Annotated in this window: 18 protein-coding genes; 10 read left to right on the top strand and 8 right to left on the bottom strand. The window is 38.2% G+C overall.

Annotation, left to right across the window (positions count from 1 at the left end):
• Nucleotides 1-6: 6 nt before the first annotated feature.
• The 5 genes from VLZ86_RS14865 to VLZ86_RS14845 all read right to left on the bottom strand — a co-directional run bounded on the left by VLZ86_RS14865 (nt 7) and on the right by VLZ86_RS14845 (nt 8,966).
• Nucleotides 7-1,623, bottom strand: coding sequence for a G-D-S-L family lipolytic protein (locus tag VLZ86_RS14865; RefSeq protein ID WP_325452738.1), 1,617 nt, complete (start codon nt 1,621-1,623; stop codon nt 7-9).
• Between the two features lie 12 nt (nt 1,624-1,635).
• Nucleotides 1,636-4,386: a TonB-dependent receptor gene (locus VLZ86_RS14860; protein WP_325452736.1), complete on the bottom strand. Its 2,751-nt coding sequence runs from the start codon at nt 4,384-4,386 to the stop codon at nt 1,636-1,638.
• A gap of 212 nt (nt 4,387-4,598) precedes the next feature.
• Nucleotides 4,599-6,446, bottom strand: a complete 1,848-nt coding sequence (gene glmS / locus VLZ86_RS14855; RefSeq protein WP_325452734.1) for a glutamine--fructose-6-phosphate transaminase (isomerizing) — start codon at nt 6,444-6,446, stop codon at nt 4,599-4,601.
• Between the two features lie 25 nt (nt 6,447-6,471).
• Nucleotides 6,472-8,112: a DUF4270 domain-containing protein gene (locus VLZ86_RS14850; RefSeq protein WP_325452733.1), complete on the bottom strand. Its 1,641-nt coding sequence runs from the start codon at nt 8,110-8,112 to the stop codon at nt 6,472-6,474.
• A gap of 44 nt (nt 8,113-8,156) precedes the next feature.
• Complete coding sequence (locus tag VLZ86_RS14845; protein ID WP_325452731.1) at nt 8,157-8,966, bottom strand: glycogen/starch synthase; 810 nt, start codon at nt 8,964-8,966, stop codon at nt 8,157-8,159.
• Between the two features lie 110 nt (nt 8,967-9,076).
• Here VLZ86_RS14845 and panC point away from each other — a divergent pair, with 110 nt between their 5' ends.
• The 10 genes from panC (at nt 9,077) to VLZ86_RS14795 (ending at nt 20,978) form a co-directional block, all read left to right on the top strand.
• Nucleotides 9,077-9,925 carry a pantoate--beta-alanine ligase gene (gene panC / locus VLZ86_RS14840; protein WP_325452730.1) on the top strand — a complete coding sequence of 283 codons (849 nt, stop codon included), beginning with the start codon at nt 9,077-9,079 and terminating at the stop codon, nt 9,923-9,925.
• 13 nt (nt 9,926-9,938) lie between these two features.
• Complete coding sequence (gene panD / locus VLZ86_RS14835) at nt 9,939-10,289, top strand: aspartate 1-decarboxylase (protein WP_133757156.1); 351 nt, start codon at nt 9,939-9,941, stop codon at nt 10,287-10,289.
• Nucleotides 10,290-10,291: 2 nt separating this feature from the next.
• Nucleotides 10,292-11,263, top strand: a complete 972-nt coding sequence (locus VLZ86_RS14830; protein ID WP_325452726.1) for a lysylphosphatidylglycerol synthase transmembrane domain-containing protein — start codon at nt 10,292-10,294, stop codon at nt 11,261-11,263.
• 85 nt (nt 11,264-11,348) lie between these two features.
• Nucleotides 11,349-12,488, top strand: a complete 1,140-nt coding sequence (locus VLZ86_RS14825; RefSeq protein WP_325452724.1) for an alpha/beta hydrolase — start codon at nt 11,349-11,351, stop codon at nt 12,486-12,488.
• A gap of 85 nt (nt 12,489-12,573) precedes the next feature.
• Nucleotides 12,574-13,740, top strand: a complete 1,167-nt coding sequence (locus VLZ86_RS14820) for an alpha/beta hydrolase (RefSeq protein ID WP_325452722.1) — start codon at nt 12,574-12,576, stop codon at nt 13,738-13,740.
• Between the two features lie 72 nt (nt 13,741-13,812).
• Nucleotides 13,813-15,171, top strand: a complete 1,359-nt coding sequence (gene radA / locus VLZ86_RS14815) for a DNA repair protein RadA (protein ID WP_325452720.1) — start codon at nt 13,813-13,815, stop codon at nt 15,169-15,171.
• A 425-nt stretch (nt 15,172-15,596) separates the two neighbouring features.
• Entirely contained in the window at nt 15,597-16,061 is a 465-nt protein-coding gene (locus VLZ86_RS14810; RefSeq protein WP_325452718.1) for a hypothetical protein, read from the top strand.
• A gap of 154 nt (nt 16,062-16,215) precedes the next feature.
• Entirely contained in the window at nt 16,216-19,683 is a 3,468-nt protein-coding gene (gene ileS / locus VLZ86_RS14805; RefSeq protein WP_325452716.1) for an isoleucine--tRNA ligase, read from the top strand.
• A gap of 4 nt (nt 19,684-19,687) precedes the next feature.
• Nucleotides 19,688-20,071 carry a TraR/DksA family transcriptional regulator gene (locus VLZ86_RS14800; protein WP_325452714.1) on the top strand — a complete coding sequence of 128 codons (384 nt, stop codon included), beginning with the start codon at nt 19,688-19,690 and terminating at the stop codon, nt 20,069-20,071.
• Between the two features lie 253 nt (nt 20,072-20,324).
• The gene (locus VLZ86_RS14795) at nt 20,325-20,978 is read left to right on the top strand and encodes a lipoprotein signal peptidase (protein WP_325452712.1); all 654 of its coding nucleotides are present in this window, start codon (nt 20,325-20,327) and stop codon (nt 20,976-20,978) included.
• Here the strand turns inward: VLZ86_RS14795 and VLZ86_RS14790 are convergent.
• Genes VLZ86_RS14790 through rimK form a run of 3 tightly spaced genes read right to left on the bottom strand, consistent with a single transcriptional unit; the run spans nt 20,960 to nt 23,395 of the window.
• Nucleotides 20,960-21,529, bottom strand: coding sequence for a 5-formyltetrahydrofolate cyclo-ligase (locus VLZ86_RS14790; RefSeq protein ID WP_325452710.1), 570 nt, complete (start codon nt 21,527-21,529; stop codon nt 20,960-20,962). The two genes, VLZ86_RS14795 and VLZ86_RS14790, sit on opposite strands and share 19 nt — an antisense overlap.
• Before the next feature lie 10 nt (nt 21,530-21,539).
• Nucleotides 21,540-22,514 (bottom strand): succinylglutamate desuccinylase/aspartoacylase family protein, encoded by a 975-nt coding sequence (locus tag VLZ86_RS14785; RefSeq protein ID WP_325452708.1) that lies wholly within the window; start codon nt 22,512-22,514, stop codon nt 21,540-21,542.
• Nucleotides 22,515-22,522: 8 nt separating this feature from the next.
• On the bottom strand, nt 22,523-23,395 hold the full coding sequence (rimK, locus tag VLZ86_RS14780) for a 30S ribosomal protein S6--L-glutamate ligase (RefSeq protein WP_325452706.1): 873 nt from the start codon (nt 23,393-23,395) through the stop codon (nt 22,523-22,525).
• Nucleotides 23,396-23,402: the final 7 nt, after the last annotated feature.

Here is a 23,402-nt window from a genome sequence, read left to right as displayed (position 1 = left end):
TCTGAATTATCTTAATGCTGAGTTATAGTTTGTTGGATATTGTCCTGGTTTTGCTTTATAGCCAGCCGCAACAAAATTGGAGCCATACTTGGCGTCAATAGCTTTTAAAAACTCGTTTGCCATAAGCGAATAACCTCTTGATGTTAAGTGTACGCCGTCTAAGCTGATCAATCCACCAGTCACTAATTTTGTAGTGAATATAAAATCTCCATCAGAAAAACCACTTTCTGTTGCGGTTTGTAAAATAGATTTAAAATCTACCAAGGCCAAGTTGTTTTGGTCTGCAATGGCCGCAATGGATTGGTTGTATAAATCCGTAGCCGCTTTGATCTCTGCCTGCTCACTTGGGATTAATACCCATTTGTCAGCTAAAGGCAAAGTAACGCCTTCTACAGAAAACTGTCCTGCAAGTTGCTGAGGGAGTCCCTGAGCCATAAGGGCGGCAACAGATGCCGTGTTTACAGTTCCAATGATACTGCTACTAGGTAAAACCAATAAATCTTTGGCAGTAGCTTGTCTTGCTTGACCATAAGTTACTCCTAAAAGATTTGCTACTAATGGAGCCGCTTGGGGAGGCAAACCAAATTGTGCAATGAATGCAGGAAAGGTTGGACTCGCATTTAAAGCGCCAGTTATTTGAGCAGAAATATTCGCTAAACTTTCATCGTGAATGACGACAGCGCTCGCGGCTGTTTCTGAAAAGACAATAACTCTAGATGCATCAATTACCGCGAAAATCTGATTCAAAGCTCCAAAAATGGAATTCAACATTGGAATTTGAGGACCAAAAGCAGGATTTGCAGGGCTTAATGGATTATGTGGTACGGTTGTAAAATGTGCCAAATTAGTAATATAAGGTACATTGGTGACGACACCTTTTGCACCATTACTTGTTAATGCCTTGACCGCACCTGAAAATGAAGCAGCAAATACATCAGGATCTGTAATGTCATTACTTCCGTAAGTTGCCGGATTAAAGTTGCCTAATTGATAGACTCCAGTACCTCCAGAAGTAGCATAGGCCAATACATCATTTCCACCAATTTCTGAAAGTGTGAAAAACGTCGCATTTTGGGCTACAGCATCACCAAGAACTGTGGCTGATGCGCTAGACGCCATACGTCCAAAATAAGGGTTTAAAGCCCCATATCCAGGAATTCCTAAATGAAAACTTTTTGCTCCTGGAATACCATAGTTGTTAAACGGACCAGATAATACATCAGTTAATTGAGTTGTTGGTACAGCATTTAGCAATTTTGGCGCTGGACTGGCTCCTGTTAAATCTAAATAGAGCCTTGGAGCTACCGCTACATTAGAACCTATAACAAAGCCTCCAATATTATCTTTCATTAAGGGTTGTGAAAATGTCCCACTACCAACATTTTCAAAAATACCAGCAAGAATATTAGGGAAGGAGTTTTCCTGCGCTTTTATAAATAGGGCATTGTCAGTATATCCGGCAGAAAAAGATGCGCCTACCGCTACATATTTTGAAAAGTCAACAGAACCTGCAGTCAGCTCCGGTAATGGTTCGGGGGCTGGGTTGTAATCATAGTCATCATCACTACAGGCTGTAAAAGCAACTAGTATAGCGGACAGTAGTAAATATTTTATATTTTTCATTGTTAGTTTGTTTTATAGGTTGTTGATAGTCCAAGATACATAATACATTGATCCGATAGAACCTGTACCAATAGCCGTAAAGTATTCCTTACCAAGAACGTTGGTTGCCCCTGCCTTAAATGTAGATTTTAAAGTAGGAACGGTAAAGTTAATTTGCGCATCGAGCGAGTGGTATGCTGGGATAGCACCGTCTCCAAAGGTAGCTTGCCAGTAATAATCGTCACTCCATCTCCAAGCGGTATTAAACCCAAAGTTTTTAAACAACTCGGTATTTCCGAAATTGATTTTTGTTTTATGCTCTGGCGTATTAAAGCTTGTTTTAAAATCAGGGAATGCTGCCTGATCGAAATCTTGTTTTGTGTACGTGTAGCTACCACCTAAATCAAAATTCCCAAATACTTTTGTTGATATTCCAATAGAACCACCATAAGAATTGACATCTGCTTTTGAATTGGTGTAGGTTTGATAAACTTGATAATCTCCATTTGCAATAGCAGCAATTGATAATGCATTGTCTCCAGCAGTTCCGTAAAAAGGAGCAACTACAACTTCGCCAGAAATGAAATCTTGGTATTTGTTGTAATAGACGCTCATATCAATGATCACACTATTGAGCTTACCTCTATATCCTACTTCGGCAGTGGTAATCTTTTCTGGAGTTACAAGTGCTGAATTTCCAATTTTTAAATCGGCAGGATTTTCAGATTGTGCAAAAGCAGTCACTGAAGAGGCTAAATATGAATTTGTGTAAGCTGCACCTCCCGTTTGAGAAATTTGGGCAGGTTGTCCGAATGCAATTTGGCCTGCTGCGCTCACAGGATGATCTCTAACGTAACGGTCTAAGTTGCTTGGCGCTGAACCTACCAATACGGCACGACCGGCATCTAACCCAATAAATAAATCTTGAGTAGTTGGGTTTCTAAAACCTGTTTGTACGGAAGCTCTAATATTATGATTTTGGTTGACCGTAAAACCTGCAGAGATTCTTGGAGACAGAAAACCATCAAAAAATTCCGATTTGTCATAACGTGCAGAACCTGTCAATTTCAATTTCATTTCTGCGCCTAAGTCAAATTCTTTCTGCAGTTGGGTATAGACACCAAATTCTGAATAAGGAATAGAGCCATCAAAATCCGTGTAGATAGTTCCTGATGAATTCAATTCATATCTTCTGTAAGATCCTCCAACTTGGATATCAATAGCATCCCATAAGTGACTAAAGTTGTAGTTACCATCTGCGTGATAGTATTTGGACTGATCTTTAAATTGAGAACCACTAGCAAAATCAGGATCTTTAATAATTCTATCAAAAGCCGATTGGAAGGCAGGCGTGCCTGGTTCTAATCGTCCTGTTTCTGCTACTGCTCTTGCTGCAGCATGGGCTTCTGCTTCCGTTGCACCACTGAATGTTGCGCCGGCATAAGTTTGAATGTATTCTCCAAACCATTGTGCATCGGGTTTCCAGGCACGGTTAATATTAATTCCAGTAAAAACCATGTCATAAGAATCTCCAGCACTATCAGCAACCACATAGCCCCTTACGAAGAAATTATCGTTCTTTACCTCAATTTTATGTTGTTGCTGAGTGAAATTATCAATGGCATATCTGTTGGTTCCTTGGTAAAGAGTAGAACCTGTACCAACTTTACCAACATACTGGATTTCAAAATCATTGGCCCAAGGTCTGAAATATAGTCCCCAGTCGGCTTTGATGCTTTCTGCATTGTAATCGGTTAAATCACGTTCTTCATATCCTGTTCTGCTCACTATCACATCTGGAATTACTCCTAATCCTCCAGAGGCAGCTCTAATGTTTGTAGATACTTCATCCCCATAAATATTAAAACCATCGTAATCTATACTTGCTCTAGTGGCACCACCGCTTGGTTTACCACCGTAGTTGTTGGCAGTCCAATCCGTTCCTTTTAACCATCCAAAGTTTACTTTTGCGGCAAAATGATCGGTGAATTTGTAAGCCAATCTTAAGCCCGAGTCTCTATAGGTGTTATCTCCACTGCCATCTTGAGAAGTGATACCTTGTTTATGGTATCCACTGATCCCTTGAAAGTCAAATGGGTTTTTACTACGCATAAAGAGAATCCCGTTAAAAGCGTTCGCGCCATATAGAGCAGATGCGGCACCTGGTAATAACTCCACGCTCAATACATCAGTTTCATTCATACCAACTAAGTTTCCAATTGGGAAATTGAGAGCAGGAGAGGAGTTGTCCATTCCATCCACCAGTTGCATAAATCGTGTGTTGGCAAAAGTTGCGAAACCTCTAGTATTAATGGATTTAAATGTCAAACTGTTGGTGTTGACATCAACGCCTTTTAAGTTTTCCAACCCGTCATAGAAGCCGGCAGATGCTGTATTTTTTATTTCCTTAAGACCAAATCTTTCAACAGTTACTGGCGATTCAAAAACACGTTCTGGCGTTCTGGACGCTGAAATAATCACTTCATCCAAAGAGGTACCTTCTCGAAGCATAAAATCGAGGTTTTGGGTTGATGAGGCGACCTGTTTTGTTACCGATTCAAATCCAACACTACTTACTTGAATAGAAAATGGTGGGGTTTGGGAGGTGGTTAAACTGTAGTTTCCATCAAAATCTGAAATTGTCCCAGTTGACGTGCCTACAATAATAACGTTGGCACCTGGTAAGGGTTGACCGGTTCCATCGGTTATTTTTCCGGAAACTGTGGTTTGCGAATAAGTGAGGGTAACACTTAACAGCATTATAATCTTAAGAATTGTTTTCATTTTAGGAGATTAGTTAATTTGGATACCAATATAAATAATTAAATGATACTTTGAATTGTTTTTCATAAAAAATTATGCATGCATAGTATTATTTGGCAATAGAAGATGCAGTTGTTTGTTAAAAATGATAAAAAAAAGGCTAAAAGCTACTATTAAGTAGTTTTTAGCCTGATGTTATATGCTATTATTGTAAAGTAATAGGAAGTGAAATCTTATTCTACCGTGACGGATTTTGCAAGATTTCTTGGTTGATCTACATTTTTTCCTAACATAACTGCAATGTGATAAGACAATAGTTGCAATGGAATGGTAGTTAATAAAGGAGATAAATTCTCTAAAGTTTCAGGAACTTCAATCACGTGATCGGCGAGTTCTCTAACACTTACATCACCTTCAGTTACAATACCAATGATTTTACCTTTTCTGGCTTTGATTTCTTGAATATTACTGACCACTTTATCGTAGTGTCCCTTTTTGGTGGCTATGATAATGACCGGCATATTTTCATCGATTAGTGCAATAGGGCCATGTTTCATTTCTGCGGCAGGATAGCCTTCGGCGTGGATGTAAGAGATTTCCTTTAATTTCAAGGCACCTTCTAATGCTACTGGAAAATTATAACCTCTACCTAAATAAAGCATATTGCGCGAATCTTTATACAATTCCGCTATGGCTTGGATGTGTTTATCGGCTTTTAATGCGTGTTTTACTTTTTCTGGAATAAGTTCCAATTCCTGCAACTGACGACGGTACTCTGTACTTGACATCGTGCCTTTTGCTCTTGCTAAACGTAAGGCTATCAACGTAAGAACTGTAATTTGGGTTGTGAATGCTTTTGTAGAGGCAACGCCAATTTCAGGACCTGCGTGGGTATAGGCACCCGCATCGGTCTCTCTTGCAATGGATGACCCTACAACATTACAGACACCAAAAACAAAAGCACCTTTGGACTTTGCCAATTTAATAGCTGCTAAAGTATCTGCGGTTTCACCAGATTGAGAAATTGAAATCACCACATCCTTTTCAGTAATAACAGGGTTTCTGTATCTAAATTCTGAGGCATATTCTACTTCAACAGGTATTCTTGCCAAATCTTCAAAAATATACTCAGCCACCAATCCTGCATGCCAAGAGGTGCCACAGGCGACAATAATTATGCGGTCGGCATTTAAGAAGCGTTTCATGTTATCTTCTATACCAGCCATTTTGATGATGCCTTCATCCACCAATAATCGGCCTCTATAAGTATCTTTTATAGCTAAAGGTTGTTCGTAAATTTCCTTGAGCATAAAATGGTCGTAGCCACCTTTTTCAATTTGCTCTAAATTGAGTTGGAGTTTTTGGATGTAAGGATTGACCAAAGAGTCGTCTTCTATTTTTCTGATTTTGATATCTTTATCCAATCTAATGATTGCCATTTCATGATCTTCAAGATAGATGGCATTGTCAGTAAATTCGATGAAAGGAGACGCGTCACTAGCGATAAAAAACTCACCTTCACCAATGCCGATGGCTAAGGGGCTTCCTAACTTTGCTACAACAATTTCATTGGGTTTTGTTTTGTCAAATACTGCAATGGCATAGGCGCCAATCACTTGGTTTAAAGCCACTTGAACAGCTTTTCCTAATTTGATCTTTTCATTGCTCATGACATCTTCAATCAAATTGATCAATACTTCGGTATCGGTATCTGATTGAAATGTAAACCCACGTTGGATAAGTTCTTTTTTTAGCGAATCGTAATTTTCAATAATTCCGTTATGGATGATCACTAAATTGCCAGAATTGGAATAGTGGGGATGGGAGTTAACATCATTTGGTACACCATGAGTGGCCCAACGCGTGTGCCCAATACCCAAATTTCCACTGGTGGACATTTCTTTTTCTAAAAGTTCCTTTAAATCCGCAACCTTACCCTTTGTTTTGCACAAGTTGAGGTCCTTGCCATCATATAATGCAATACCAGCGCTATCATAGCCTCGGTATTCTAAGCGTTGCAATCCTTTTAATACAATAGGATAAGCCTCTCTATGGCCTATATATCCGACAATTCCGCACATATTTTATTTGGTATTAAGTTGACTATTAGTTATTTGGTTCAGTATAAAATATTTCCAAATATAACTTTTTATTTTCATCGGAACCTACTATGTTACTTCCGTATAAGACAGTGCCTTTAGGAGATAAAATAGAGCTTACCGGTAGTTTTTTGATAGAATTGTTAGTTGGAGTTAGAACAGATCCTTGTAGTATTGCGTCTTCTACATTGACATTGGTGGAAACGGCTAAACCTAAACTAACATTTGAGGAATCCTTCAATAAAAGGTTTTTAATGTGTTCAGTAATTTTGATTTTGTATTTGACGCCTTGAGAATTAGCCTCATCGTTGACACGTTGTAACACTCCAAGGTGATTGCTTCTGGAAATCTCAGCAGAATCGAAGTAATAATCCACCAAAGGAATGTTGTTTTTGGTATCGTATATGAAAACTCTATCTGGTTCCTGTCCTTGCGTAAGGCTTTGGTCTACATAAAAGATCAAATTGGCTTCATTGACCAGCCTTTTGGCTTTTACGAATTTTCCTGAAGCATCTGTTTGAACAAAATCATTTTTAAACGTTTCAAAAGCGGTCATTGTCCCTTCATCCGCATCCATATCAGTACCTTCAAATAGTTTTATTACGGCCATGGAGCCTTGACCACCTTTAAGGTATAATTTCTCGTCGCCAGTAACTGGGTTGCCGTTAGGCAAATTCAATATAAAATCGTTATCGAAAAAGTTAATCAAATTGCTTGAAGGCGAAGTAGTATTTGCATTATAGCCCGGGAAATTTAATCTATACGTACCTGTAATCCGCGCTGCGTCAGTTGCTGTTGATGCAGGGGGCGAACTGTAATGAAGCGTGATGTTGGCAGTGGCAGCTCCAAAATTAAGCATCATCAATGTGCCGTTATTGTTGATGGCTTCGGCCTCAAAATAAATTCCTCTAAAATAATTTTGAAAGTTATTTTCGTTACTCAATACCGGGTTGCCTTCTTTGAGTAAAATTTTATTTGACCAAAAAGTAGTGTCCATTTTAAATCGCAAGGCGGGAGCTATACGCGTAATTTCGTCCCCTTTTTTAAGAATGATTTCCTTGTTACTTGGTTTAAAATTGGTGGAATCCTTCAATACTGTACCTTGTAAGGAAGTTAAAGGTATTTGGCTTGACGCAGACATTGATCGGTCTGAATAATATTTTTGAGGTTGGTTAAATCCTGAATTCGGATCAAAGTTTCTCAGAAAATAGTTGTTCTCATAAAGTCGAAAGTTGATGGGACCATCCCCATAGATAGAATCTAATTTGTAAGAGGTAATGTCATTCTCAACTCCCGTAGATTTACTAAAAAAAGGGATGGTCAAAACTACAGAATCCAAGCGTGTTCCCTCAGGGAATTTTGGATCGAATGTAACTGGTGTCAATTGAGTAACCAAACTGGCGGTACTATTTCCGTAAACCAAATCTTTATAAAAACCAAAAAGATTGGATGGTAAATTGTTGGTTTGAACAGGTCCTAACTTATTGGAATACGCGATGACATCATACTTCATGTCAGCCACATCAAAATTATTGAGACCAGAAATATCTGAGTCAAGCGATACAAAATCCTTGTCACATGCAATGAATGCTGTCATCAATACAGCAAGGATAAATAGATTTTTTAGGGCGATTTTTTTGTTTTTCATTACTGTTTGTAAGTGGATTTAGATGCGAAGAATGTGTGGTTATATTATTTAAGAACTTTGGTGTTATAAAAATCAGCGTAGGGTTCCGCAAAATCCTCCTGAGAAAAATAGTCCAAAACTGGTTTGTCTGATGCTTTTAGATAGTCTTCCAATTCAGGATCCAATTCATATGAACCTTTTATTAGGGCATCGGAGTAATCAATCGCAATCTTCATCAGATTGATGAAACTTGGCTTTTCTAAGACTTTAATTGCTGATTCGTCGATATTGTCAAATTTCACTTTGTTGATCATCCCAGTATTTAAGGTGCCCTCAAAACTTTGGTCGTAGATGGAGGTCACAATCTTGCTCTCAGTGAACAACGGCTCATTTTTATAATATTCCTTGAGGTAAACAGGAAGTAAAGACGCCAACCATCCATTAACGTGGATGATGTCTGGTGCCCAATTGAGTTTCTTTACGGTTTCAATGACGCCTTTGGCAAAAAATATGGCACGCTCATCATTGTCCGGATAAAGATTTCCATCTTCATCTGTCAAGGTGGCTTTTCTCTTAAAATACTCTTCGTTATCAATAAAATATACCTGGATTCTTTCCTTAGGAATGGAGGCCACTTTTATTATCAAAGGCATATCCAAGTCATTGATGACCAAATTAATCCCTGATAATCTTATTACTTCATGCAATTGGTGTCTACGTTCATTTATGTTTCCATATCTGGGCATGAATATCCGTATTTGTCCTCCTTGTTTATTCACCATTCTTGGAGCTTCAAATGACATTGAAGAAATTTCAGTTTCAGGTAAATAAGGTACAACCTCGGAAGACACGTACAATATCCTCTTATCTTTCATAAATCACGGAGTTTAAAAAAATTAAAATTTAAAACACGCAAAATTACAAAATTTTATGCAGATTGCTAGTAAAATCTTAAGTTTGCACGCTGTTAATATTTTGTTATATAATGATAATTAGCCATAAAAAGGAAGATTTAAGACAGGTTGTAGATGGGCTGAGGCGAAAAAACCAAACCATTGGTTTTGTGCCTACAATGGGTGCTTTGCACGACGGACATTTGTCGTTAATTAGAAAAGGACTGGAAGAAAACTCACAAATGGTGGTGAGCATTTTTGTCAATCCGACGCAATTTGACAATACCTCCGACCTTGAAAAATACCCAAGATCCATTGCAAATGATTTGGAATTATTGCAAACAGTTTCAAAAGATCTGATTGTTTATGCCCCAGCGGCCGAAGATATTTATGGAAACAGCGTTTCTTCTGAACATTTTGATTTTAATGGTTTGGAGGACCAAATGGAAGGCCAATTTCGGAAAGGCCATTTTGATGGTGTTGGGACAGTTGTAAAGCGTTTGTTTGAAATTGTACAGCCAGATACGGCCTATTTTGGCAAGAAGGATTTTCAGCAATTTCGGATTATACAAGAATTGGTAAAAACACATCAACTTCCTATCAAAATAGTGGGTGTCGAGATTTTTAGAGATCATGACGGTTTGGCTTTGAGTTCAAGAAACGAACGTTTAACCAAAGCGCAGCGAGAAGCAGCACCTTTCATATACAAAACCCTAAAAACTGCCAAACATCTTTTTGGCACGGAAAGTGCGAATAAAGTTACGGAATGGGTTGAAAGACAGTTTGCTGAGCAGGATTTGCTGACCTTGGAATATTTCACGATTGCTGATGAAGCAAGTTTACAAACCATCCAAAGAAAAACTAAAACTAAATCATATAGAGCTTTTATTGCTGTTTTTGCCGGAGATATCCGACTTATAGATAATATAGCGCTTAATTAATTACCTTTGCCAAATGCAAATACAAGTTGTTAAATCGAAAATACACCGTGTCAAATGTACAGGTGCGGAGCTGAATTATATAGGAAGCATTACCATTGATGAAGATTTAATGGATGCAGCCAATATTATTCAAGGCGAGAAAGTACAAATTGTCAATAATGACAATGGCGAACGCTTGGACACTTATGTGATTCCTGGTCCGAGAAATTCCGGTGAAATTACCCTTAATGGCGCTGCTGCAAGAAAAGTAGCGGTAGGAGATACACTTATTTTAATTACCTATGCATTTATGGATTTAGAAGAGGCCAAAACCTTTAAGCCTTCATTGGTTTTTCCTGATGAAGCTACCAACTTACTCAAATAGTATTGAACGCCACGACCAAAAAAACATTAAGGATCGGACTCCCGATTTTATTGGCCGTTTTTTTTGGGTGGTATACCTTTTCAAAATTGCCAATTGATAAAATCATTCCGTATTTCAAATCGGCAAATTACGGTTGGATTGCTTTAGGGATGCTTCTTGGATTGCTCAGTAATTTATCTCGAGCGTACCGATGGAAATATTTATTGGTACCAATGGGCTATAGTGTAAAGCTTTTCAACAGAATTATGGCCGTTTTTATTGCTTATCTGGCAAATTTTGGTATTCCAAGATCTGGAGAAGTGCTAAGGGCTGCAGTTTTGACAAATTATGAGGAGGTCCCATTTCAGAAGGCTTTTGGTACCATTATAGCAGAACGGATGGCAGATATGATCATTCTATTCAGCATTATTGCCGTCACGCTTTTGATACAGTTTGATTTTATTTTTGAACTTTTACAAACTTCCTTCCAGCCAAAAAAGCTTCTAATTTTTGCAGCCATTGGGATTGTTATTTCGATCCTTGTTTTTGTTTATCTAAAGAAAAGCCAATCCAAAATAGCCTTAAAGGTGCGAAATTTTGCCCGCGGCTTATTGGAGGGAATTTTGAGTATTTTTAAGATGGAGCAAAAATGGCTATTCATTTTCCACACACTGTTTATCTGGATCATGTATGTATTGATGTTTTATATCACCACTTTAGCGGTAGATGATTTAAACGGCGTTTCCATTGGTGCGTTGCTGATAGCCTTTATTGCAGGAAGTTTTACCATTGCTGCAACCAACGGTGGCATTTTTGTGTATCCATTGGCTATTGGTGCAGCTTTTTCTATTTTTGACATTCCGGAAAACCCTAGCATTGCCTTTGGTTGGATTATGTGGGGCTCCCAAACCCTTATGATTATTGTGCTGGGGAGTCTTTCTTTTTTGTTTTTGCCTGTCTATAATGCGAAGCAAAAGACGATCAAGAAAGGTTGAGTCTTTATTAAACAATTAAAATGGCCTGGTAAATCAATGCGAATATTTTTTTACCTTGCCGTAGCTAATATTAATCACAAATTATATGCAAAAGATAACCCTTGTCCTATTGTTTCTCATCAGCATCTCAATGGGTGCCCAGGTTATTTATCAACCTTTTGATTCCGAAAAATTGGGCGAAAGGAGAGAGCTAAAGATTCAGTTACCTCGAAATTATAATCCTGAGGATAAATCACAGTACCCATTGATAATTGTTTTGGATGGCGATTATTTATTTGAACCTATTGCTGGAAATGCCGATTATCAGGCTTATTGGGGCGAGATGCCCAAAGCTATTGTGGTAGGTGTCAACCAAAGAAACAGCCGTGAAAAAGATCTTTTTTATGACAAGGAAATTTATTTTCCTGCGCATGAAGGCGCTTCCTTTTTTGAGTTTATAGGGATGGAGCTTATCCCATACATTGAAAGTAAATATAATGTTTCCAATTTTAGAATTGCAGTGGGACACGATTTGAGTGCGAATTTTATTAATTATTATTTATTTAAGGACAATCCCATTTTTAGGGCCTTCATTTTGTTAAGTCCAGACTTGGCTCCAGAAATGACCGTTAGGGTACAAGAGCGTCTTTCAACTATTAAAACCGATACCTTCTACTATATAGCAAGCGCTGACAATGATATAGTGGATTTAAAGGAAAAAATTCTTTCACATAACGCGCAAATGGCGGCGCTTACCAATCCGAAAGTACATTATCGATTTGATGATTTTATGGACGCCGACCATTATTCACTGGTGGGACTGGGTATTCCAAAAGCTTTAAATGAAATATTTTCGCTCTACAAACCCATAAACAAACAAGAATTTACAGACCTTGTTTTGACCTATCCTGAAGGCCCGTTTAAATATCTCGAAAAGAAGTATGCAGACATTAAGTTCTTTTACGGATTTGAAAAGAAAGTGGTTGAGAACGATATCAGGGCAATAGCCGCCGCGGCACTTAAAAAAGATGATCGTGATGCCTTGAGGGATTTATCCAGATTGGCTCGAAAGGAATTTCCAGACTCTATGATCAGTGCTTATTATACAGGCATGTATTATGAAAATGAAAACAACCTCAAAAAGGCCTTGCACAACTACCAATCGGGTCTGCTTTTAAATGCTTCTGATTTTATAGATAAGGATATATTATTAGAAAAAATCTACACTATAAAAGATAAAAATTAGGACAATCGTGCATTTCATCGAATAATTTATACAGATCAACTATATTTGTATATATTTACCATCCCAAACCTTAAACCTACTTACGATGAAAAAAGCCCTACTTTTTCTCTTCATCATGCTGTGCGCTATGTCTATTAATGCACAAACAATCTATGAAAGCTTTCAATCCCGAAAATTAAATACAACCAGAGATCTAAAAATCCGACTTCCCAATAACTACGATCCTGCATCCAATTTGAAGTACCCCGTGATTATAGTTTTTGATGGGGATTACTTGTTTGAACCGGTGGTTGGACAAGTTGCTTTCCAAACTTATTTTGATAAGATGCCGGAATCCATAGTGGTGGGCCTGGTACAAGGGAAAGATCGTTTTTATGATAGTTATCATGATGAGGTCACAGGATTACCTATAGAATTTGGAGCTCGATTTTACGAATTCATCAGTACGGAATTAATACCACACATTGATCGTAATTATAGAACCAGCAAATTCAAAGTGGCAGTTGGCCATGATCTCATGGCTAATTTTATGAATGCCTTCTTATTGAAGGATGATCCAATATTTAAAGCCTATGTCAATTTAAGTCCAGATTTTAAAGGGAATATGGATGAGAATATCAGTAACCGATTGAAATGGTTAAAAGAAGACGTTTTTTACTATATGGTAACCAGTAGTGATGATGTTGCACCGCTTCGAAATGGCGTTCTTGTAGCCGATCAAAAATTGAATCAAATTGACAACAAAGCCTTGAAGTATTATTTTGATGATTTTGAAGGGCACTCTCACTATACTTTGGTGACCGGTGGTTTATCTCAAGCCTTGGATAAAATATTTGAGCTTTATAAACCCATCAGTGATCGGGAATTTAAAGAGGACATTCTTACTTATGAAGGCACATTGGATACCTACATCAGTAAGCGTTACAAAAAAATTGAGGATTTGTTCGGAATCTCCAAGCCTATTTCAGAAGATGAATTTGAGAAAATAGTAAAAGCTGCTGAGCAACGTGATGATCTTGCCTCTCTTGAAAAAATTGGCAAATTGGCTAATAAACAAGATCCAACCACGTCTTACGGCACTTATTATATGGCGCTTCACGCAGAAAGAATTGGCAAAACCAAACGAGCAAAAAAGTTATACGAATCTGCGCTAGATTTGGAATCCACCCCACATATCAACAAAGATCTCATTCTATTAAAAGTAGAAGGACTCGCTGTGGCCGGTGATGATAAAGAAAGTGATATTGACTAATAAAACCGGAATTAGGATTTATAATAAGAACTAATACCGCAAATAGTTTTAATTTAGCTCAAACTTTAAAGGATGGCTAAATTAAAAACAACTTTTTTCTGTCAAAACTGTGGCAGTCAATATTCTAAATGGCAAGGTCAGTGTACGGCTTGTAAAGAATGGAATACCATTGTTGAAGAGGTCATCCAAAAGGAAGAAAACTCCAGTTGGAAAACCCCTTCCTCCACCGTAAAACGTGCATCAAAACCTTTGCGCATCAATGAAATTGATGTCACTCAGGACGCACGAATGAACACGGAAGATGAAGAATTCAACCGCGTTCTTGGGGGCGGCATTGTACCAGGGTCAATGATTTTGTTGGGAGGAGAGCCGGGGATTGGAAAGAGTACACTTCTACTTCAAATCTCATTGAAACTGCCTTATAAAACCCTCTATGTTTCAGGTGAAGAAAGCCAGCAGCAAATTAAAATGCGGGCAGAACGCATCAATCCTAGCAGTGCTAACTGTTATATCTTGACCGAAACCAAGACCCAAAATATCTTTAAGCAAATTGAAGCTCTTGAGCCAGATATTGTAGTGATCGATTCTATTCAAACCTTACATACTGAATATATAGAATCGTCCGCTGGCAGTATTTCTCAAATTAAGGAATGCACTACGGAGCTTATAAAATTCGCCAAAGAAACCGGAACCCCAGTTATTTTAATCGGCCATATTACCAAGGACGGAAATATTGCGGGACCTAAAATTTTGGAACATATGGTGGATACCGTCCTGCAATTTGAAGGTGATCGTAACCATGTGTTTCGGATTTTGAGAGCTCATAAAAACCGATTCGGATCTACCAATGAATTGGGGATTTATGAAATGCAAGGATCTGGGTTAAGAGAAGTTTCCAATCCTTCAGAAATTCTAATATCCAAAAAAGACGAAGAGCTTTCAGGCAATGCGGTCGCCTCCACTTTGGAAGGGATGCGTCCGCTCATGATTGAAGTGCAAGCGTTGGTCAGTACTGCTGTTTATGGGACCCCACAACGATCTGCAACAGGTTTTAATGCCAAACGTTTAAACATGCTTTTGGCAGTGCTTGAAAAACGTGCTGGATTCCGATTGGGCGCTAAAGACGTCTTTTTGAATATTACGGGAGGCATTTCGGTGGATGATCCTGCCATTGATTTGGCAGTTGTGGCGTCGGTATTATCATCAAATGAGGATGTCGCTATTCCTAAAGATTTCTGTTTTGCCGCTGAAGTTGGGCTTTCAGGAGAGATCCGTCCTGTGCAACGGGTAGAACAACGGATTTTGGAGGCGGAAAAGCTAGGTTTTTCAACTATTTTTGTATCCAAATACAATAAAATCGCACTAAAGAACAGAGGAATAAAGATTCAATTGATTTCGAAAATTGAAGATTTGGTGAGTTTTTTGGTTTAGTGGCGTGAATATATTTTGTAATTAATAAGTACCTTTAGGATTAAATCTTAGTAGCTATGGACCTTCAATTAGAAAGATCTTTCTGAGACTGAAAAACTTTTTATTAAAGCGGGAACTAAAGACCTTGAAGAAGGGCAGGTCTTCTCTCATGAGCAAGTGATGGAAGAGATAAGTAAATCTTACGGACTTTGATTACACTTAACCAGTTCTACTTTGGTTAAAACAAACCATTATGGATTGAAAATCCTTAGTTTTACATTGACAGAATAAAAGTCTGTTTCGTGAAATAGCTCATAAAGACTATGAGAAAACCCATAAGTATTCGTGTATTCGTGGCTAAAAGGAATTTTAATCTTTAACTATATAATAAACCTTGAGCAGGTTGATGTATCCAAAACCTTAAAAAATAATTAAACAACCACTAAATGAAATTCAAAGGCGTTCAAATCCTATTTGCTATTGTTTTATTCACTTCCTGCGGACCAAAGCCTAGCAAATCCATTGGTGATATCATAAAAGAAATTGATACTTATATTTCAAAAGTTGATGCCAATTCAAATTTAAAAGAAGAAACCATTGAAGGTGCTTTGACCGATAGGGAAGGTTTTAAGGATATAGGAAAATTCAAGTACACTGTATATGTTGATGGACAGAATAACCAGCTTTATAAAATAAAAAATGTTGAAATGACCGATAAAACCATTTTTGAAACTTATTATTTTAAGGAGGGCGAGTTGATTTTCATTGACACCAACATTGGAGGTGCTTCGCATAAAATGTATGTTCAAAAGAACAAGGTTATTTCCGAAACCAAAACGAATGCCGAAACCCAAAAGTTGTTGTTGGAAAAGGCAAATCGCTTCCAGAAAAATTTTAATAAAGGGCGTTAAGAATCTGCCTTTGTTGCTGTTTACGACCAACAAATTTAAAGCCTTAAGTGCTACTTTTTAACCTTAATTCCTTAGGTTTTCTTTTTCCGACATTTAGGACTTCTATTTTATCAAAAATCATTAATTTCGCACTTCGATTAGAATTAATGAGATCATGAGATTCACTGAATATAAAGGACTTGACTTACCGAGCGTTGCAAAGGAAATCGGTAAGTATTGGAAAGAAAACGGCATTTTTGATAAAAGCGTAACCACAAGAGAGGGTAATAAACCATTCGTGTTTTTTGAAGGGCCACCTTCAGCAAACGGACTTCCTGGCGTACACCACGTTTTAGCGCGCGCCATTAAAGATATTTTTCCGCGTTATAAAACCATGAAGGGGTTTCAGGTTAAGCGTAAAGCAGGATGGGACACACACGGCTTGCCAATTGAATTGGGTGTGGAAAAAGAATTGGGGATTACCAAAGAAGATATTGGCAAAACTATTTCCATAGAAGATTACAACGCTGCCTGTCGTAAAGCAGTCATGCGCTACACCGATGCGTGGAATGAGCTTACTGAAAAAATGGGTTATTGGGTAGATATGGACAACCCGTATATTACTTATGAGCCAAAATATATGGAAAGTGTTTGGTGGTTACTCAAACAAATCTACGACAAGCAACTTATATACAAAGGCTATACCATTCAGCCGTATTCCCCAAAGGCCGGTACCGGATTAAGCAGTCATGAGCTCAATCAACCTGGTACTTATCAGGATGTGACGGATACCACAGCGGTAGCGCAGTTTAAAGCCAATGCCGATTCTCTTCCAGATTTTTTACGAGATGAAGGCGATATCTATTTTTTGGCTTGGACGACTACGCCTTGGACCTTGCCAAGTAATACTGCATTGACCGTAGGGCCAAAAATTGATTATGTTTTAGTGGAAACCTATAACCAATACACGTTTGAACCGCTCAATGTTATTCTTGCCAAGCCGTTGGTGAACAATCAATTTGACGGAAAGTTCAAAAGAGTGGAAACAAAACCTGAGTTGTTGGAATACACGTCTGGCGACAAAAAAATCCCATATTTCATTGTCAAAGAATTCAAAGGAAAAGATTTAGTAGGTATTACTTATGAGCAATTATTGCCATACGCACTTCCAAATGACCATCCAGAAAATGCTTTTAGAGTGATTGCTGGCGATTTCGTAACTACTGAAGATGGTACAGGAATAGTGCATACAGCGCCAACTTTTGGTGCCGATGATGCTTTGGTTGCCAAACAGGCCATTCCGGAAGTGCCTCCAATGTTGGTAAAAGATGAAAACGGAAATCTGGTGCCGCTTGTGGATTTGCAAGGACGGTTTAGAAAAGAGGTTCAGGACGATCTTTATGGATTTGCTGGAGAATATGTGAAATCGGAGTATTTAGATGATAACGAATTGGTTTCGGAATATGAAAAGCAGAAAGTGAGTTTACAATCGGTGATTTCCAACCTTAAAGAGTATTTGAGTGTTGATGAACGCTTGGCACTAAAATTGAAAAATGAAAACAAGGCCTTTAAGGTCGAAAAATATAAACACAGTTACCCAAATTGCTGGCGTACCGACAAACCAATTCTCTATTACCCATTAGATTCATGGTTCATTAAAGTGACTGATGTCAAGGACAGAATGTTTGAACTGAATGAAACCATCAATTGGAAACCAAAATCTACCGGAACGGGCCGTTTCGGAAATTGGTTGGCCAATGCAAACGATTGGAATTTATCACGTTCACGTTATTGGGGTATTCCTTTGCCAATTTGGAGAACCGAAGATGGCAAGGAGGAAATCTGTATTGGATCTGTAGCAGAATTGAAAGCAGAGATGCAAAAAGCGGTGTCTGCAGGCGTTTTGGCAAAAGACATTTTTGAAGATTTCGAGGTTGGAAACCAATCGGAAGAAAACTATGCAAAAATAGATTTACATAAAAATATCGTTGATGACATCATTTTAGTGTCGCCATCCGGAAGACCAATGCAACGTGAAGCCGACTTGATTGATGTTTGGTTTGATTCTGGGTCTATGCCCTTCGCACAATGGCACTATCCTTTTGAAAATGCCGATCTTATTGATGATAAAAAAGCATTTCCTGCTGATTTCATCGCGGAAGGTGTTGATCAAACCCGTGGCTGGTTTTATACCCTTCATGCTATTGCCACCATGGTTTTTGATTCGGTTGCGTATAAAAACGTGGTGTCTAACGGCTTGGTATTGGACAAAAACGGACAGAAGATGTCTAAACGTTTAGGGAATGCTGTGGATCCTTTTACCACTTTAGATGATTATGGTGCAGATGCCACACGTTGGTATATGATTTCCAATGCCAATCCGTGGGATAATCTAAAGTTTGATTTGGACGGCATTGAAGAGGTCAAACGCAAGTTCTTCGGAACGCTATACAATACCTATTCCTTCTTTACGCTGTATACAAATCTCGATAATTTCAATTATTCCGAAGCCGAAATACCTTTGGAAGATCGGCCGGAGATTGATCGTTGGATTTTATCAGAACTCCATACATTGATTCAAAAGGTTGATGAGTATTATGCCGATTATGAACCTACAAGAGCGGCTCGTGCCATATCAGATTTCACACAAGATCATTTAAGTAATTGGTATGTGCGATTAAGCAGAAGACGTTTCTGGAAAGGCGATTATCAACAAGACAAAGTGTCAGCCTACCAAACCTTGTACACCTGTTTGGTGACCATTGCAAAACTTGGCGCACCCATTGCTCCATTCTATATGGACCGACTTTATCTCGATTTGAATGCTGTTACTAAAAAGGAAACTTTTGAAAGTGTACATTTATCAAATTTTCCTGTATATGATGAGGCGCTTGTTGATAAGGAATTGGAGCGTAAAATGGAAGCGGCACAAAGCATCTCTTCTTTGGTCTTGTCATTAAGAGCAAAAGAGAAGATCAAAGTACGTCAGCCCCTGCAAAAAATCATGATTCCTATTTCAAGCGAAGCTCAGAAACAGGAAATTTTGGCGGTGGCAGATTTAATAAAATCTGAGGTTAACGTCAAGGAAATTGAAGTCTTGGAAGATGCTTCCGATATTTTGGTCAAACAGATAAAACCTAATTTTAAAGTGCTTGGACCTCGTTTTGGACAGGACATGAAGGCAGTAGCTCAGGTGATTGGCGGTTTTGAAGCCAAGAATATCAAAGAAATCGAACAAAACGGTACTTTAGATATGGAAGTTAATGGAAAAAGTATTAAATTGGAACTTTCAGATGTAGAAATTACCTCACAAGATATTGAAGGCTGGCTTGTTGCAAGCTCAGGTCCATTAACAGTTGCCCTAGATGTGACTATTACAGATGAATTAAGAAAAGAAGGGATTGCAAGAGAGTTGGTAAACCGTATTCAAAATTTAAGAAAGGATTCGGGTTATGAGCTTACTGACAGGATTGTAGTACACTTTCAAAAAGATGAACATATTATTAACGCAATAAACAAAAACTTAGATTACATAAAAACCGAAACCTTAACCGAAAAGTTGGAAATTCTGGAACACCTAGATAATGGTATAGAAATTGCTTTTGATGATGTAAATACCAAGTTGTTTATTAAAAAATTTTAAAATTATGAATGTAGATGCAAACGTTAGATATTCTGATAAAGATTTGGCAGAATTTAAAGTACTGATTCAAGAAAAAATACAAAAGGCAATTCGTGATTTGGACCTTATTAAAAGCGCGTACATGAACGACCTTAACAATGGTACGGATGATACGTCGCCTACTTTTAAGGCTTTTGAAGAAGGTAGTGAAACTATGAGTAAAGAAGCGAATTCACAGTTGGCCATCCGTCAGGAGAAATTTATTCGAGACCTTAAAAATGCGTTGATTCGCATAGAAAATAAAACTTATGGCGTATGTCGAGTGACTGGTAAATTGATTGGGAAAGAGCGTTTAAAACTCGTGCCTCATGCTACTTTAAGTATTGAAGCTAAAAACATGCAACAGTAACATTCCCATGAAAATGGGAATTCGAAGATTAAACAAAGTTAATCTCGTAAAAAGACCTTTATATTTCTTTTAAACAGAAAAACACTTCTAAAATAGAGGTGTTTTTTTGTTTGATCCATTTTATTAAAAACCGAGATTTTCAATAATATTGCTATTTTTACACTTTATTTTGAATTAGAGGGCAGCATTTAAAATCATGGTATTTAGAATGTAGTCGTCATTAAAAAAGACTCTCACTTTCGTGGGAAATGTTATGTCCCTAAAAAAAGCGACCTTATTGATCATCACCATCTTATTGATTGATCAAATCAGTAAATTTTACATTAAAACCCATTTTGCCCTCCACCATAGAATTGAAGTGTTTGACTGGTTTCACATTTTGTTTGTCGAAAATGATGGGATGGCTTGGGGTACCAAACTGAGTGATTTTATTGCGGGAATCTCAGATCGCACGGCAAAATTGGCATTAACCATTTTTCGTATTGTGGCGGTGATTGGAATTGGCTATTGGTTGGTTTCTTCGATAAAGAAAAAAGGCCCTCAAATTCTTATTGTGGCCATTGCCTTAATTTTTGCGGGTGCTTTAGGTAATATTATTGATTCTGCTTTTTATGGCATCTTATTCAACGACAGTTATAGCCAAGTGGCCACATTTCGTCCAGAATCTGGCTATGATACCTTATTTCATGGAAAGGTGGTAGATATGCTCCATTTTCCAATTTGGAAAGGCATTCTACCGGATTGGATTCCGTTTTTTGGGGGGGATTATTTTACCTTTTTTGAACCAGTTTTCAATGTAGCAGATATGGCGATAAGCTCTGGGATTGGCATGTTGATCGTCTTCAATAAAAAAGCCTTTCATCAGGAGGATGAAATGGCTGAAACTGTTTATGTAGAAAAAGAATAAATGTTTTGAGGCGTGACGCAATAATCTAGAGCCACATCACTTTCAATAACCCCTTCAATAGTATCTTCAACTTCAAAGAATGACACTCCTATTTTAAGAGTTTCAGGTCGGCATTCCGAAAGAAACTTATCGTAAAAGCCTTTCCCATATCCCACCCGATGGCCGTTTTTGTCAAACGCTAACAAAGGCACAAAAACCACATCTATTTTATCAGAACTGATCTCAATACCATCCACCGGTTCAGGAATGTTCCAATAGTTTTTCTTGATGATTGTATTGTCCAATAGAAGATAATGAATCATTTTCAAAGTTTCAAACTGCGTCTTTGAAACCACAATGTTTTTGTCTTTACCCGATAAGATATTGAGAATATAATCGGTATTGATTTCTTTGTGTTCCGTAATGCTCAGAAAGATATGGTAAAAGGAAAAATTCCAAATCGGAAGTTGCAACAATTGGTTGGAAATAGCCAAACTGTGCGCTTCAATGGCATCTGAAGAGAGTTCACTGCGCTTTTGTTTGTAAAGTCGTCTTAATTCTGATTTAGTCATAGCTAGGTCATTAATCGCTTACCACCTTAGTTATATGAAAAAGCGCATCGCCTTGATAGACCAAGGAAGCCTCGTTCACATTTATCACATAGCCATCGAGTGTCGTTTTGACTTCGTGGTAAACTTTGCCGTAAGGATCCGTAATCTGACCTAAAACATCATCCACCTTAACTTTTGTGTTGACCTTGACTGTGGATTTAAACATCCCCGATTGTTTGGCCCTGATCCATTTGCTTTCTTCTATAAATACTGTGGGAAACTTGGGGGCATTTGCTTTAATTCGATGATGTAACATGTCATAATGTGCCAAAATACGTTTGACGCCTTCCACTCCAACTTTTGAGATATTGTCATCTACAAAGAATGATTTTCCACCTTCATAAAGTAAAATAGGCTTGCCCAATTGAAAACAGGCATTTCTAAAGGATTTTGAAATATGATTGGAATACAAAACAAATGGCGCACCAAAAATACGCGCCAAATTATCCAGCTCTGGTTGGTTTTTGACAATTCTTATTTGTGCCGCATTAAATCGGCTGGCACCGCCGGTATGGAAATCGATTATTAAATCGACTTCCGGAATAATTTCATGCATGAGCCTATGTGCAACCCTGCTTGCTAAGGATCCATTGGAAGATCCTGGAAACATCCTATTCAAGTCACGGCCATCCGGAAAGGCGCGTTTACTATTTAAAAACCCAAAAATGTTCAAGATGGGCATACAAATTATGGTGCCGCGCTTTGGCTGGTTAATACGTCTGGCAATTAATTGCCTGACAATATCAACACCGTTAATTTCGTCGCCATGGATGCCTGCAGAAAATAAAATGGTCGGTCCCGGTGTTTTGGAGCGTTCAATAATTATAGGAATTTCGATTTTTGTCGCGGTATGGAGTTTCGCAATATTAAAATTGATTTCTCGTGAGGCGCCTAAAGGAATCTCTTCTCCTAAAATAGTGATGGTATTTTTATTTTCTTTTAGCATGAATCAGGTTAAACGTTTCGTTCAATATATCTTATGATACTTTTGGCGATATCCTTTTTAGTGGCCGCTTCAATGCCCTCAAGACCTGGTGAAGAATTGACCTCTAAAATTAATGGTCCGCGAGCAGATTGCAACATGTCCACGCCACAAACACCCAATCCGAGTGCCTTAGCAGCTTTCAAGGCCGCGTTTTCCTCGTCTTCAGTCAATTGAATAATTTCTGCCGTGCCACCTCTGTGAAGGTTAGATCTAAACTCGCCATCTTTACCTTGGCGTTTCATCGCTCCAACAATATTGCCATCAACAATAAAAGCCCGGATGTCTGCCCCTTTAGCTTCCTTGATGAATTCTTGGATGATGACGCGTGCCTGTAACCCGTGAAAAGCTTCAATCACAGATTCTGCCGCATTGTTGGTTTCTGCCAAAACTACACCCAAACCCTGGGTGCCTTCCAAAAGTTTGATTACCAATGGCGCACCGCCCACTGATGCAATAACCTCAGAAGCATCTTTGGTATAATTTGAAAACACTGTTTTTGGCATTCCCAATCCCGCACGGGAAAGTACTTGAAGACTTCTCAGTTTATCGCGTGACCGCACCAAAGCTTGGGATTCTACCACTGAAAACACCTTCATCATTTCAAACTGTCGTACTACGGCCGTACCATAAAAGGTCACTGAAGCTCCAATTCGAGGAATAATGGCATCAACATTTTCTAATACACGCCCTTTATACAAAATGGCAGGGTTTTTCTTTTCAATAATAATGTCACATTTTAAAGGATCTATCACTTCACAAGTGTGCTTGCGCTGCCTGGCAGCTTCCACGAGGCGTTGAGTAGAATATAAATGAGGGTTTCTGGATAAAATAATAATGTTCATTGGGTTT

The sequence above is a fragment of the Gelidibacter sp. genome, from assembly GCF_035515035.1.
Classification (GTDB): Bacteria; Bacteroidota; Bacteroidia; order Flavobacteriales; family Flavobacteriaceae; genus Gelidibacter.
This window is presented reverse-complemented; position numbering and strand designations above follow the sequence as displayed.

Bases quoted from the DNA above. Each gene is read 5' to 3' on its own strand.
- glmS (WP_325452734.1), bottom strand. From the start codon at position 6,446: ATGTGCGGAATTGTCGGATATATAGGCCATAGAGAGGCTTATCCTATT.
- VLZ86_RS14790 (WP_325452710.1), bottom strand. From the start codon at position 21,529: ATGACTAAATCAGAATTAAGACGACTTTACAAACAAAAGCGCAGTGAA.
- rimK (WP_325452706.1), bottom strand. From the start codon at position 23,395: ATGAACATTATTATTTTATCCAGAAACCCTCATTTATATTCTACTCAA.
- VLZ86_RS14865 (WP_325452738.1), bottom strand. From the start codon at position 1,623: ATGAAAAATATAAAATATTTACTACTGTCCGCTATACTAGTTGCTTTT.
- VLZ86_RS14800 (WP_325452714.1), top strand. From the start codon at position 19,688: ATGAATGTAGATGCAAACGTTAGATATTCTGATAAAGATTTGGCAGAA.
- VLZ86_RS14795 (WP_325452712.1), top strand. From the start codon at position 20,325: ATGTCCCTAAAAAAAGCGACCTTATTGATCATCACCATCTTATTGATT.
- VLZ86_RS14820 (WP_325452722.1), top strand. From the start codon at position 12,574: ATGAAAAAAGCCCTACTTTTTCTCTTCATCATGCTGTGCGCTATGTCT.
- panD (WP_133757156.1), top strand. From the start codon at position 9,939: ATGCAAATACAAGTTGTTAAATCGAAAATACACCGTGTCAAATGTACA.
- ileS (WP_325452716.1), top strand. From the start codon at position 16,216: ATGAGATTCACTGAATATAAAGGACTTGACTTACCGAGCGTTGCAAAG.
- VLZ86_RS14860 (WP_325452736.1), bottom strand. From the start codon at position 4,386: ATGAAAACAATTCTTAAGATTATAATGCTGTTAAGTGTTACCCTCACT.
- VLZ86_RS14810 (WP_325452718.1), top strand. From the start codon at position 15,597: ATGAAATTCAAAGGCGTTCAAATCCTATTTGCTATTGTTTTATTCACT.
- VLZ86_RS14850 (WP_325452733.1), bottom strand. From the start codon at position 8,112: ATGAAAAACAAAAAAATCGCCCTAAAAAATCTATTTATCCTTGCTGTA.
- VLZ86_RS14825 (WP_325452724.1), top strand. From the start codon at position 11,349: ATGCAAAAGATAACCCTTGTCCTATTGTTTCTCATCAGCATCTCAATG.
- VLZ86_RS14845 (WP_325452731.1), bottom strand. From the start codon at position 8,966: ATGAAAGATAAGAGGATATTGTACGTGTCTTCCGAGGTTGTACCTTAT.
- VLZ86_RS14785 (WP_325452708.1), bottom strand. From the start codon at position 22,514: ATGCTAAAAGAAAATAAAAATACCATCACTATTTTAGGAGAAGAGATT.
- radA (WP_325452720.1), top strand. From the start codon at position 13,813: ATGGCTAAATTAAAAACAACTTTTTTCTGTCAAAACTGTGGCAGTCAA.
- panC (WP_325452730.1), top strand. From the start codon at position 9,077: ATGATAATTAGCCATAAAAAGGAAGATTTAAGACAGGTTGTAGATGGG.